Source organism: Aminobacter sp. GW821-FHT11F06, from assembly GCF_058808215.1.
The window spans coordinates 448,401-461,263 of record NZ_JBXARL010000002.1; the positions used below are offsets into that span (position 1 = coordinate 448,401).

The following is a 12,863-nucleotide window of genomic DNA, read 5'->3' on the forward strand; positions in this document are numbered from 1 at the left end:
GGCCGTGTTCAGGCCGGCACGGTGAAGCGGATGAAAGCCACGAAAATATGACCGTAAGGTCAAAGAGTTGCGGCTGAACGTACACGCCCCGCGCGTCCAGCTGCCGAAAGTGCAAACCCCAATATGGCTATTTACATTACAAATCCAAGTTCCCGCAACGGTAGCTGCGTCAGGAAAGCGGTGGCTCTCGCCAAAGCGTTGCGATAAAAGCGCAAGCCTCACAGCATGCGAGGCACGCCATGTCCATGAAAGCCGACGACCTCATCGACCGACGCCGGTTGCGGCGCAAACTGACATTCTGGCGCGTCGCGGCCTTTGTCATTGCCGCATTGGCCATTGTCGGCCTGTCGACCTGGCTCGCCGGCGAGCGAATTCCTGGCGTCACCAGCGACCATATCGCCAAGATCAGGATCGACGGCACGATCACCGAGGACGAAGAACTGCTCAAGCGCATCGACGACGTCCGCAAGTCGGCCGCGGTCAAGGGCGTGATCCTGTCGATCGATTCGCCCGGCGGCACCACCGCCGGCGGCGAAGCGATCTTCGATGCCGTGCGCAAGCTTGCCGCCGAAAAGCCTGTCGTCACCCAGGTCGGCACGCTGGCTGCTTCGGCCGGCTACATGATCGCCACGGCCACCGACCATATCGTGGCGCGCAAGTCCTCCATCGTCGGCTCGATCGGCGTTCTGGTGCAATATCCTGACCTGACCGGCCTGATGGACAAGATCGGCGTCAAGCTCGAGGAGGTGAAGTCGTCGCCGCTGAAGGCCACTCCCTCGCCGTTCAAGCCGACGACTGAAGAAGAGCGCGCCATGGTGCGCAACATGATCATGGACAGCTACGACTGGTTCGTCGGCATCGTCGCCGATCGCCGCTCGATGTCCAAGGCCGAAGCCACCGCCCTTGCCGACGGCAGGGTCTTCACCGGGCGCCAGGCGCTCACCAACAAGCTGATCGACGAGGTCGGCGGTGAAGATCAAGCGATTGCCTGGCTCGGCACCAAGGGCGTCGATGCCAAGCTGTCGGTGGTCGAGTGGAAGCCGGCACGCAGCAGCAGCTTCTTCTTGCCGACAGCGCTTGCCCAGGCGCTGGGCCGGGCGTTCGGTGCCGGCGATCTTTCGTCGGAACTGATCAGGGAGATGGGCGCCGACCGCTTGTTCCTTGACGGTATGCTGTCGCTCTGGCAGGCTGAAAAAGCCGTGTCTGGCGGCTGAAAAACAAATAAAATCATCACCATCTCGACGGGGACCGCGCATATGATCAAGTCTGAACTGGTGCAAATTATTGCCACACGCAATCCGCATCTTTTCCTACGGGATGTCGAGAACATCGTCAGCGCCATTTTCGACGAGATCACTGATGCGCTTGCCGACGGCAATCGCGTCGAGCTGCGCGGCTTTGGGGCGTTTTCGGTCAAGAACCGCCCGGCCCGCACCGGCCGCAACCCGCGCACCGGCGAATCCGTCGAGGTCGAGGAAAAGTGGGTGCCGTTCTTCAAGACCGGCAAGGAGCTGCGCGAGCGGCTGAACTCCGCGAAATAGGTCGCGAAGCGACCAAAACGGCGGGGCTTAAACGGGAATATCCATGTTCAATCGCTTCATGCTCATCGTCGTCTTCGTGCCGGTGGCAATCGTGCTCATCGCACTTGCCGTCGCCAACCGCGCCGCCACCGCATTCACGCTCGACCCGTTCAATCCGGGCAATCCCGCGCTGACCATCCAGGCGCCGCTGTTTGTGCTGCTGTTTGCGGCACTGGCGCTCGGCGTGATCTTGGGCGGCGCCGTGACATGGCTCAAGCAGGGCCGCTACCGCAAGGTGGCGCGCCAGCGCGGGCTCGAAGCCGAGAGCCTGCGTCAGGCGGCGGCCCAGCGGCCGCCCGTCGCGCAAGGCCCGGCCTTGCCGCGCCCCAACTAGATAAGCCTTCAGGGAGAAACCGATGCTGCAATTTTCGGCCGATGACATCGACCGGGCGCTTACCTTTCCCGGATTGGTCGAGACATTGCGCACCGCCTTTCGCGAAGGCGCGGTGCAGCCAGTGCGCCACCACCACACCGTCGAACGCGCCGAAGGCACGGATTCGACCCTGCTCCTGATGCCGGCCTGGACCGACTTCAAGGCAGCGGGTGCTGGAACCGACGGGCATATCGGCGTCAAGATCGTCACCGTGTCGCCCGACAACAACGACATCGCCAAACCGGCGGTCGTTGGCGTCTATCTGCTGCTCGACGGCATCACCGGCGAGCCGCAGGCGCTTATGGACGGCCCGCGCCTGACGCAATGGCGCACGGCTTGCGCTTCGGCGCTCGCCGCCTCCTATCTGGCGCGCGAGGATGCCTCGAAGCTTCTGGTGATCGGTGCCGGCGCGCAGTGCAAGTTCCTGGCACGCGCCCACGCTGCCGTGCGGCCGATCAAGCAGATCCGCATCTGGAACCGCACAATCGCCAATGCCGAGACGCTGGCCGCTTCGCTGCGCGGCGAAGGCTTTGAAGCGACCGCCGTCTCCGACCTCGATGCCGAACTTGGCTGGGCTGACATCGTCACCGCCGGCACGATCTCGACGACACCGCTGGTCAAGGGCGCAATGCTCAAGCCAGGTTGCCATGTCGATCTCGTCGGCGGCTTCACGCCCGGCATGCGCGAGGCCGATGATGCAGCGATCAGCAAGTCGCGCGTCTATGTCGACACCCGCGCAGGCGCCACCAAGGAAGCCGGCGACATCGTCCAGCCGATTGCATCGGGCGTGCTCAAGGCAGAAGACATCGTCGCCGACCTGCATGAACTGGCCCGTGGCCAGAAACCAGCCCGCCAGTCGGCGGACGAAATCACCTTGTTCAAGTCGGTGGGCGCGGCGCTCGAAGACCTCGCCGCCGGCATCGCCGTCTACAAGGCGCTCAAGCGTTAACGCTGGAATCGGCGCCCATAGCTTCCGCGATCAGGCGGAAGTCGTGTTCGCTGAGCAGGCAAAGCCCGAGGCGTAGCTGATAACCCCAATTGCGGAGTTCTGGGCCGTATGCCAAAAGCGGCCAACAGCCCGGAGATACAATTTCTTGAAGCACCCGCGTGACAAGCGCCGCGACAGCCGGCCTCAGCCGCCCCGCCAGGGTGCGACGGCACCTGCGCCAACGCGCGCCCGTGAAGAGCATCGCCCTGCTCCCAGGCAAGAGGCGACCCCAGAGCCCAAGGCCGAGCCGCGCAAGCTTGTCCGTCGCGAAGGCGCCCTGCCCGCAGAACGCCTGCCGCTGATCCTCGAAGTCTTGCCCAATGACGATTACGCGTTGCTCGACAGCGGCGCGGGCCTCAAGCTCGAGCAATATGGCCCCTACCGGATCGTGCGGCCCGAAGGCCAGGCGATCTGGCAGCCGGCCCTGCCGGCCAGGCAGTGGGAAAACGCCGACGCCGTCTTCACCGGCGACACCGACGAGGAAGGCCTTGGCCGCTGGCGTTTCCCCAAGATGCCGCTCGGCGAAACCTGGCCGATGCGCCATGACGGGCTGCACTATCAGGGCCGCTTCACCTCGTTCCGCCATGTCGGGGTGTTTCCCGAGCAGGCGACGCACTGGGACCACATGGCCCGGCTGATCGAGGACGCCAAGCGCCCGGTCAAGGTGCTCAACCTGTTTGGCTATACCGGGCTTGCCTCGCTGGTCGCCGCACGCGCCGGTGCCGAGGTCACCCATGTCGACGCTTCCAAGAAAGCCATCGGCTGGGCGCGTGAAAACCAGGAAATGGCCGGCCTCGCCAACAAGCCGATCCGCTGGATCTGCGACGACGCAATGAAATTCGCCGAGCGCGAGGAACGCCGCGGCAGCCGCTACGACATCATCCTGTTCGATCCGCCGGCCTATGGCCGTGGCCCCAAGGGTGAGGTCTGGCAACTGTTCGAACACCTGCCTGTTCTGACCGACATCTGTCGCTCGATCCTGACGCCCAAGCCGCTGGCCATGGTGCTGACCGCCTATTCGATCCGCGCCTCATTCTTCGCCATCCACGCCTTGATGCGCGACACCTTCGCCGGCATGGGCGGCACCATCGAATCGGGCGAGCTGGTCATCCGCGAGAAATCGGCGGGACGCGCGCTTTCGACTTCCCTCTTTTCGCGCTGGGTGGCCAAATGAGCGAACACCGCACCGGAGCGCCGGGCCGCGTCAAGGAGGTGACCAGCCTCGCCAACCCGCTGGTCAAGGACATCAAGGCGCTGGCGCAGAAGAAATTCCGCGACCAGCAGAATGCCTTCATGGCCGAAGGGCTGAAGCTCGTCATCGACGCGCTCGATCTCGGCTGGACCATCAAGACGCTGATCTTCGCCAAGTCCGCGCTAGGCAACGCCGCCGTGGAAAAGGTCGCGGCGCGCACCGTCGCCTTGGGTGGCGACGTGCTCGAAGTCTCCGAAAAAGTGCTGACGGCGATCACCCGCCGCGACAACCCGCAGGCGGTCGTCGGTGTGTTCAGCCAGCGTTTCGTGCCGCTCAAGGATGTTCGCCCTAGAGGTAACGATGTCTGGGTGGCGCTCGACCGGGTGCGCGATCCCGGCAATCTCGGCACCGTCATCCGCACTGTCGATGCTGTCGGGGCCAAGGGCATCATCCTCGTTGGCGAGACAACCGATCCGTTTTCGCTCGAAACCGTGCGCGCCACCATGGGCTCGATCTTCGCGGTTCCGGTCGCCAAGACCAATCCGGAGGCGTTTCTTGCCTGGCGCAAGGATTTTGCCGGCACTGTCGCCGGTACCCATCTCAAGGGCGCTGTCGACTACCGCTCGGTCGATTTCGGCAACCGCCCGGTTCTGCTGATGATGGGCAACGAGCAGCAAGGCCTGCCCGACAATCTGGCCGAGGCCTGCGACAAGCTTTTGCGCATCCCGCAGGCGGGCCGCGCCGATTCGCTCAATCTGGCGGTCGCCACCGGCGTCATGCTGTTTGAGATCCGGCGCAACGCGCTCACACTTTAGGAGACGGCGCCCAGTGAAATCCGCAGCATTCTATGGCGTTGTGACGGCCTTGGCCGTAGCCCTCGACCAGTGGATCAAGGTCCTTGTCGAAGCCAACCTCGTGATGCACGAGAAGGTCGACGTGCTGCCCTTCCTGGCGCTGTACCGCACCTACAACACCGGAATCGCCTTTTCGATGTTCTCCAGCGTCGGCGACACCGGCCTGATCGCGCTGACCGCGATCGTCGTCGCGCTCGTCACCTACCTGGCCATCCGCACGACGCCGGCGCAGATCATCTCGCGCTTCGGCTTCGCGCTGATCGTCGGCGGCGCGCTCGGCAATCTCATCGACCGCACTGTCTACGGCCATGTCATCGACTACATCTTGTTCCACACGCCGGTGTGGTCGTTTGCCATCTTCAACCTCGCCGACGCCTTCATCTCGGTCGGTGCGGCACTGGTGGTGCTCGACGAGTTCCTGAGCTGGCGTCGCGGGCGCGGCGAAACCGCAGCCTCCGACAAGTAGCGGGCGGCGGCATAGATCAAGTTACAATACGCATTGTGACAGTGCCGTGAAGTCAGTCGCAGCTTACGCACAGACTTCACTTTGCGGTTAAGAATTTTTTCATGAAGGTCGCAATCGGGTCCAAGGTCTGCCACAATCGGTCATCATGGTGCGTTCGGTGGACGGGCCGTTAGGTACCGACTGAAACTATCTTGCGGCTACGCGGCGTAGATTTGCGGGTCGAAACGACGGGTGGGGACGCTCAATATTCCGAGCGCTTGGGGCCTGTTTGGAGAGTTGCTAGTGAAAATGCCCTTCGGGTTGGGCGCAGCCAATCAGCCGCGCTCCGCTATGATGTTCACGAAAGCCGAGCCCGCCTCCTGGCGTGAGAACGCGCCCAATCGCGGCCTGGTCTGCGGCGTGCTGGCGATGACCGCGCTGATGAGCGTGACCGCCGTTTCGGCACTGTTCATCGTGCCGCATATGGGCCAGCACTCGGCCAATACGGCGCAAGAGGCCCAGCAGGCTACAGCCCAGCCGGCAAAAGAAAAGATCACCACCATCGCCGCCGAACCGACCGGCCGCAAGGAACGGGTCGCCACGACCCGCACTTCGATCCTGGTTTCCGAGGCGTCGGCATCTGAAGCGGCGACCGACATGCCGCTCGCCGCCGATCCGCGCTGGGCGCAGGTGGTGGCTGCGGCAGCGAACCGGCCGCTCGAAGCGATGCCCGCCATTCCAGGCGCCGAAAACATCATCGCCAAAGACCCTGACGAGACAGCCCCACTCGCGCTCGCAGAGACCACCAAGCCCGACCCTGCTGAAACCGCTGCCGTCGACGCGATGGAAGCCGAGGTCAAGACCGCCGACGAACCAAGCCAAGGTGGCCGCGAGGTCAAGATCAAGCGTTCGGTGAACATGCGCGCCACCCCGCAAAAAGGTGGTCAGGTTTTGGGCGTCATCCCGGCCAAAACCGCCGTCGAACTGGTCTCGTGCACACAGTGGTGCGAGATCGTCTTCAACGGCAAGCGCGGCTACGTCTTCAAAACCTACATCCAATAGCGTCCGGCGCCGGAAATCGGCGCGACCGCTAAAATTCGAACGATCCGTCCAAATCTTCCCTAAGCACTCGGTGCTAGGCTTCCGCCATGATGACGGAGCCTGGCATAGCGAAGGACAAAACGACGCAAGGCGCGGCCGGCAGCGAAGCCGAGACGCTGGCGCATCGCCTCACCATCACCCCGCCACCGCTTGAGCCGCAATTGCCGAAGGAGCCGCCGCGCGGGCTCTATTTCATCACGATCGTCGCCGTGTTTGTGCTCGCGGGCATGGCCCACCTGACCGGCGCACCAGCCTTCATCAGCATCGGCCTGCTGATCGCCGCCCTCACCGGCCTGGCGCTGCTGTCGCGCAGCCTTGGCGAGCGCGAACGCGCAGCCGAAGCGATCACCGAAAGCGCTTCGCGCAGCCGCGCCGAAATCGAGACGCTGGCCGACCGGATGTGGGAGTTGCAGGAAAGCGAAGAGCGCTTTCGCGGCCTCATCGACGCGCTCGGCGACCTGGTCGTGCACCGCGATCGCGACGGCCGCATCGTCTATGCCAACAAGGTGTTCGCCGGCCTCATCGGCCAGGACCAGCGTGATCTCGCCGGCCGCACCTTGTCGGAACTCGGCGTCGATGTCGGCATCGTGCCGGACGCCGCCTTCGCCGATGGCGAATGCCTGAGCTCCACCGATGTCGGCATCCGTTCGAACGGCGTGGTGCGCTGGTTTTCCTGGACCGAGCTTTCGGTCCGCGACAAGACCAGCAACGCCGTGTCGCACCGGGCGATCGCCCGCGACATCACAGCCCGCAAGCGCGCCGAAACCGCGCTCATCGGCGCACGCGAGCGCGCTGAATATGCGAGCCAGGCAAAATCACGCTTCCTGGCCACCGTAAGCCACGAAATCCGCACGCCGATGAACGGCATCATGGGCATGGCAAAGCTTTTGCACGACACCGAGCTGTCGCCCGAGCAGCGCACCTATGTCGGCGCGATCTCGACGTCGGCGAGCGCGCTTCTGGCGCTGATCGAGGACCTGCTCGACTATTCGAAAATCGAGGCAGGACGCTTCGATCCCGAACCGCAGCCGATGTCGCCGCGCGAGATCGCCGACAATGTGGTCGAGCTTTTGGCCTCGCGCGCGTTCGGCAAGGGCATCGGCCTTGGCTGCCATGTTGCGCTCAACGTGCCGCAAATGATCACCGCAGATCCGGGCCGCGTGCGCCAGGTGCTGCTCAACCTGATCGGCAACGCCATAAAATTCACCGATACCGGTGGCGTCTGGCTTGGCGTCGAGCGTATCCGCGACACGCACCCAAACAAGATCCGCTTCACAGTGACCGATACGGGATCGGGCCTGCGCGCCGAGGACATGGAGCGCATCTTCGAAGAATTCGAGCAAGCCGACGGCACCTCGACCCGCTCACATGGCGGTGCTGGCCTCGGGCTTGCCATCTCCAAGCGCCTGGTGACCTCGATGGGCGGCACGATATCGGCCAACAGCATTTCGGGCGAAGGTTCGGAGTTCTCCTTCGATCTGCCCGCCTTCGGCGCCACTGACGACGCACAAGCCAGCGCCGACGTGCTTGCCGGCCGCCGTGTGGTGATCCTGTCCAGGAACACCACAGAGGCCGAGGTAATCGCCGAGGCCATCCGCGCCCATGGCGGCAGCGCCGACATCGCCGTCACGCCCGAACAGGCACAGGGTTTTGCCGATGGCTGCAACGCGGTCCTGATCGATGCGGCAATGGAAGAAAATGACGGCCGCATGCTGAGGCAGCTGCGCGAGAACGGCTTTGCCGCAAGCGAAGCGGTGACACTGATCGCCCCGAACGACCGCGGCCTTTTGGGCGAATTGCGTGCCAGCGGCTACGCCACCTTCCTCGCGCGGCCGGTGCGCGGCGACACCTTGCTGCGGGTGTTGCTGGCGAATCAGGGCGTCGTTCAAGGGCAAGCGCAGCCCGCAAACCGCCGCACCGTCGCCAAGCCTGCGGCTAATTCACATCTTCGTGGCCTGTCGGTGCTCATCGCCGAGGACAACGACATCAACGCCATGCTGGCACGCGCAGTGCTGCTGAAGGCAGGACACCGGGTCGATGTCGTCAACAACGGCAAGGCTGCCGTCGAGGCGGTGACGGGTGCCGCGCGCAAACGCCGCTACGACGTCGTGCTGATGGACCTGCATATGCCCGTAATGGACGGATTGGACGCGATTTCGGCCATCCGGAGGCATGAAGAGCAACATGGGCTTTCCGCCGTGCCGATCATGGTCTTGTCGGCCGACAGCCAGGAAAAGACCCGCCATGCCGTGCTCGCCCATGGTGCGAACGGCTTCGTCACCAAGCCGCTGGACCCGGACGTCCTGATAAATCTTGTCGAACAGCGCGCCGCCGCCTGACTACTTCTGTCGATTTCCCTAGCCGGCTAGGCGCTGTTGCTTGCCCGCGCAGTCTTGCCCGCGCGGGTCGATCACGATACTGTCACAATCCTGTAGCACCGACACCGTATCCCCGCGCCAGGAGGGATGGCTCGAAGGAGAATCACCCGTGCATACAGCCTTGCCGGACAGTGACACTCAGAAAGCCAACGGCGCCAAGTTGACAGTGCCTTCCAAACCTTTGCTGCCAGGTACACCGCTCGGACGGATCGGTACGCTGGAAGTTCGCCTCGCCCGGGACGAATCAGAGATCGCTGCCGCGCAGGAAGTCCGCTACCGCGTGTTCTTTGACGAACTCGGTGCCCGGAAGCAGACGTTTCACTCGGTCGAACGCCGCGACGCTGACCGCTTCGACGAAGTCTGCGACCACCTGCTGGTCTTCGACACCTCGATCAACGGTCCGGAGCATCGCCGCATCGTCGGCACCTACCGGCTGCTGCGCCAGGAGCGCGCGACCGAGGCGGGCGGGTTTTATTCCGATGACGAATTCGAGCTGAACAAGCTCATCGCGCGCCATCCCGGCCAGCGCTTCCTTGAGCTCGGCCGCTCCTGCGTGCTGCCCGAGTACCGCTCCAAGCGGACCATCGAGGCGCTGTGGCAAGGCATCTGGGCCTATCTCAACCGCTACGACATCGACGTCATGACTGGTTGCGCCTCCTTCCACGGCACGGTGCCCGCGGCACATGCCGAGGCGCTGACCTATCTTGCCCATCATTGCCGCACGAGCGCTGACTGGGACGTGCGCGCGGTCGCGTCGCGCTATTGCGCCATGGATTTGATGCCGATCGAGGCGGTCAATGCCAAGGCGGCGATCACGGCGATGCCGCCGCTGGTCAAGGGCTATCTGCGCGTCGGCGCCAAGATCGGCGACGGCTGCGTCATCGACCACGATTTTGGCACGACCGACGTCTTCATCGTCATGCCGGTCAAGGAAATCGGCGCCCGCTACATCAATTATTACGGCGGGGAAGCGCAGCGCTTCGCCGCCTAGATCAGTGACAGGCGATCTCTCCAGCGCCTTCGACAAGCTGCGCGCAGCAGCGCAAGGCCTGCCGGAGGTTGTCGAAGGCATCTCCTACGGCACGCCGTCTCTCCACGTCCGCAAGAAACTCCTCTGCCGCGTCAAGGATGCCGACACTGTCGTCGTGATGTGCGCGCTTGAGGAAAAAGAGATGCTGATGGAGGCTGATCCGCAGCTCTATTTCGAAACCGCGCATTACAAGGGCTGGCCGGCGATGCTGGTGCGCATCCACGAGATTCCGATCGACCAGCTCAGAGCCCGGCTCGAACGTGCCTGGCTGATGCGGGCACCGAAAAGCCTGGTCAAGGCTCGGCAGGACAGAGGCTAAACGTCGCTGGCACGCGGCCATTCTCAGCCGACTCAGGCATAGTCATGCTGTGAAATCTTGCGACGATGCTGTGCAGAAGGAGGCCGATGTGGTGGTGAAAGACGAGCTGTTCGAACGCCTCTGGAATGGCGAAGCGGCGATGGAGGAATGGAGTGATGCTGTCTCAGGCGGCTTTGCGCGGCAGATCGCGGATGATGCGATCGCCATCCACACCGGCTATCTCTTTGGAAATGCGACGGCCTTTCGCACCGCCGAAGGCTTGGTGCTTGTCGATACGGGCAGCCGCGAAACCGCCAGCCAGACGCTTGCCATATTGCGCGAATGGGACGATGCGCCGGTTCATACCGTCATCTATACGCACGGGCATATCGATCATACCTGGGGGGCACGGCTGCTTGACCAGGAGGCGGATGCGAGAGGGGTGTCGCGTCCGCGCATCATCGCGCATCGCAATGTTCTGGAGCGCTTCAGGCGATATGACACAACCCATGACCTCAACAGCATTGTGATGGGCCGCCAGTTCAACCAGCCGGGCTATACGTTCCCCAGCGACCACCGCCGTCCCGACGAGGTTTATGACGACAATCTCGCACTGACGATTGGCGGGCTGCAGCTTGAACTCTTCCACGGTCGCGGCGAGACCGACGACGCGACCTTCGTCTGGGCGCCGCAAAAGCGCATCCTGGTGAGCGGCGATTTCGTCATCTGGGTGTTTCCCAATGCCGGCAATCCACGCAAGGTTCAGCGCTTTGCGCTGGATTGGGCGTCGGCCCTGCGGCGCATGCAGGCCCTGAAACCGGACGTGCTTGTTCCCGGCCACGGCCCTGTGATCGCGGGCTCGACCCGGGCAGATCAGATTCTGAACGACGGCGCCGAAGTGCTGGAAAGCCTGACGTCGCAGACACTCGAACTCATGAACAACGGACGCTCGCTGGACGAGATTCTCCACTCGGTTTCAGCCCCACCGGGCCTGCTTGCCAAACCTTATCTGCTGCCAAAATACGATGACCCGGAGTTTGTCGTCCGCAACATCTGGCACCTTTATGCGGGCTGGTTTGACGGCAACCCCGCCCACCTCAAGCCGGCCCCGGCAGTCGAATTGGGGAGCGAGATTGCTTCACTTGCCGGCGGAGCGCAGAAGCTCGCAGAAGCTCGCGGAACGCGCGGCGTTGCTCGCCGAAGGCGGTGAGACACGGCTTGCGGCGCATTTGATCGAATTCGCCGCCACGGCGCTACCCGAGGATCAGGAGATCCAGCAAATCCGCGCGAACGTCTACGCACGATGCGTCGAGGCGGAAACGTCGCTCATCGGCAAGGCGATCTTTGCCGTCTACCAGCGCGATGCCAAGGCGCGGGCAACGAACGCATCCAGCTGACGGCGATCAACGCGCGCCAGAGTCGACGTCTCAGGCAAACGCCGTCCTCAGCGCGGACCAGGCCACCTTCGGATCGCTGAGCCCGTGATAAAGCGGCGGGATCGGCTTATCGATATCGAAGTGGTGATAGACCGCCATCATCGCTGCGCGCACCGAATAGTCGACAGTGAACACGACGGCTTCGGGGATTTCGACGAACTGCCCGAGGAAAGCGTAATTCTGGGCACCCTTGGGGACCACCAGCGGCCGGTCCGCCACCACGCGGCGCTGGAACTGTGCGTCGATGTAGGGCATCTGCACCGTCGTCACCTTGGTTGTGCGATGGACCTCCTCGGCGATGTCGTCGAAGCCGAGATGGCCAAGCAGTTCCGTCAGGATTTCCGTGCCGGTGCAGTCATCCATCTTCTTTTCGACGAAGTCGCCTTCAACGTCGCCAAACAGTGAATAGCCCCAAAGCGTGTAGGTGTCGGGTTCCTGGTTCATGAAATGAGGCTGGGCCGGCACAACGATCGACAAAAGCCAGCGCGAGTCCTTCCAGGTCATCAACGCGCCTTCTCCGGGCACGTTGCCGGTATATTGCTGAATGCGGTCGAGCAGCTTCGAGCCCTTCATCGTCAGCGTGAAGGATTCCCATTTCGTCTCGTCGATGTTGCCGCAGAAGGCATTGGGGCGGCCGAAGTCACGGGCTTTCTTGGCGATGGTCTCCCACAGCCGCCATGACCCGTCGCGCTTGTCGCGGATGATCTCGGGCACCGTCGAGCTGTCGCCATAGGTCGTATCGGAGGTCATCGAACCATTGGTGACAAAGACAAAATCATCGGGACCCAGCTCGATCGTTTCCGGCCTGCCTGCGCGAAGCACCGTCAACTGTGAGGCGCGCCTGGCCTCAGCGTCGGCAAACTCGATGTCTTCGACGGTGACGCCGAATTCGATCCGGACGCCACGGTCCTCGATCCATTTCTGGATCGGGCGAATAACGGAATCGTACTGGTTGTATTTGCTGCGCCGAACGCCGCCGAGCGTGTGGATACGGTCGAATTCCTGCACGAAGCACAGGAAATAGCGCTTCAATTCGATCGCCGAATGCCAATTCTGGAACGCGAAGGTGGTGCGCCACATGCACCAGAAATTGGACTCGAAGAATTCGGGCTGGAAGAAATCCTCGATGCGCTGCGCGCCGATGCGGTGTTCCGGCAAAGCGAGCAAACGGACGAGATCGGCGCGGTC

Annotated in this window: 14 protein-coding genes; 13 read left to right on the top strand and 1 reads right to left on the bottom strand. The window is 63.2% G+C overall.

Translation table 11 applies throughout. From position 1 onward, the window contains the following. The first annotated feature begins 239 nt into the window (after positions 1 to 239). The 13 genes from sppA (at position 240) to AC1RTB_RS06735 (ending at position 11,636) form a co-directional block, all read left to right on the top strand. Positions 240 to 1,214: a signal peptide peptidase SppA gene (sppA, locus tag AC1RTB_RS06675; RefSeq protein WP_492875882.1), complete on the top strand. Its 975-nt coding sequence runs from the start codon at positions 240 to 242 to the stop codon at positions 1,212 to 1,214. A 42-nt stretch (positions 1,215 to 1,256) separates the two neighbouring features. After that, positions 1,257 to 1,541, top strand: a complete 285-nt coding sequence (locus AC1RTB_RS06680; protein ID WP_055981346.1) for an integration host factor subunit beta — start codon at positions 1,257 to 1,259, stop codon at positions 1,539 to 1,541. A 43-nt stretch (positions 1,542 to 1,584) separates the two neighbouring features. Further along, complete coding sequence (locus tag AC1RTB_RS06685) at positions 1,585 to 1,914, top strand: LapA family protein (RefSeq protein WP_476800445.1); 330 nt, start codon at positions 1,585 to 1,587, stop codon at positions 1,912 to 1,914. A 22-nt stretch (positions 1,915 to 1,936) separates the two neighbouring features. Further along, positions 1,937 to 2,902 (top strand): bifunctional Delta(1)-pyrroline-2-carboxylate/Delta(1)-piperideine-2-carboxylate reductase, encoded by a 966-nt coding sequence (gene lhpI, locus AC1RTB_RS06690; protein WP_492875885.1) that lies wholly within the window; start codon positions 1,937 to 1,939, stop codon positions 2,900 to 2,902. 145 nt (positions 2,903 to 3,047) lie between these two features. After that, entirely contained in the window at positions 3,048 to 4,115 is a 1,068-nt protein-coding gene (locus AC1RTB_RS06695) for an RsmD family RNA methyltransferase (protein ID WP_492875887.1), read from the top strand. Beyond that, positions 4,112 to 4,948, top strand: coding sequence for a TrmH family RNA methyltransferase (locus AC1RTB_RS06700; protein WP_492875889.1), 837 nt, complete (start codon positions 4,112 to 4,114; stop codon positions 4,946 to 4,948). Before AC1RTB_RS06695 ends, AC1RTB_RS06700 begins: the two co-directional genes overlap by 4 nt. A 13-nt stretch (positions 4,949 to 4,961) precedes the next feature. After that, positions 4,962 to 5,453, top strand: coding sequence for a signal peptidase II (gene lspA / locus AC1RTB_RS06705; RefSeq protein ID WP_492875891.1), 492 nt, complete (start codon positions 4,962 to 4,964; stop codon positions 5,451 to 5,453). A gap of 288 nt (positions 5,454 to 5,741) precedes the next feature. Further along, positions 5,742 to 6,494 (top strand): SH3 domain-containing protein, encoded by a 753-nt coding sequence (locus AC1RTB_RS06710; RefSeq protein ID WP_492943802.1) that lies wholly within the window; start codon positions 5,742 to 5,744, stop codon positions 6,492 to 6,494. Positions 6,495 to 6,580: 86 nt separating this feature from the next. Further along, positions 6,581 to 8,872: a PAS domain-containing hybrid sensor histidine kinase/response regulator gene (locus tag AC1RTB_RS06715; protein ID WP_492875895.1), complete on the top strand. Its 2,292-nt coding sequence runs from the start codon at positions 6,581 to 6,583 to the stop codon at positions 8,870 to 8,872. A gap of 199 nt (positions 8,873 to 9,071) precedes the next feature. Continuing rightward, positions 9,072 to 9,902: a l-ornithine N(alpha)-acyltransferase gene (gene olsB / locus AC1RTB_RS06720; RefSeq protein WP_492876345.1), complete on the top strand. Its 831-nt coding sequence runs from the start codon at positions 9,072 to 9,074 to the stop codon at positions 9,900 to 9,902. A gap of 4 nt (positions 9,903 to 9,906) precedes the next feature. Further along, complete coding sequence (locus AC1RTB_RS06725) at positions 9,907 to 10,260, top strand: MmcQ/YjbR family DNA-binding protein (RefSeq protein ID WP_492875896.1); 354 nt, start codon at positions 9,907 to 9,909, stop codon at positions 10,258 to 10,260. A gap of 49 nt (positions 10,261 to 10,309) precedes the next feature. After that, positions 10,310 to 11,449, top strand: a complete 1,140-nt coding sequence (locus AC1RTB_RS06730) for an MBL fold metallo-hydrolase (protein WP_492875898.1) — start codon at positions 10,310 to 10,312, stop codon at positions 11,447 to 11,449. After that, a complete protein-coding gene (locus tag AC1RTB_RS06735) occupies positions 11,430 to 11,636 on the top strand; it encodes a hypothetical protein (protein WP_492875900.1) in 207 nt (68 codons plus the stop codon). The genes AC1RTB_RS06730 and AC1RTB_RS06735 overlap by 20 nt, the downstream gene beginning before the upstream one ends. A 30-nt stretch (positions 11,637 to 11,666) precedes the next feature. Here the strand turns inward: AC1RTB_RS06735 and AC1RTB_RS06740 are convergent, their stop codons facing one another. Further along, complete coding sequence (locus AC1RTB_RS06740) at positions 11,667 to 12,842, bottom strand: oleate hydratase (RefSeq protein WP_492875901.1); 1,176 nt, start codon at positions 12,840 to 12,842, stop codon at positions 11,667 to 11,669. Between the last annotated feature and the right edge of the window lie 21 nt (positions 12,843 to 12,863).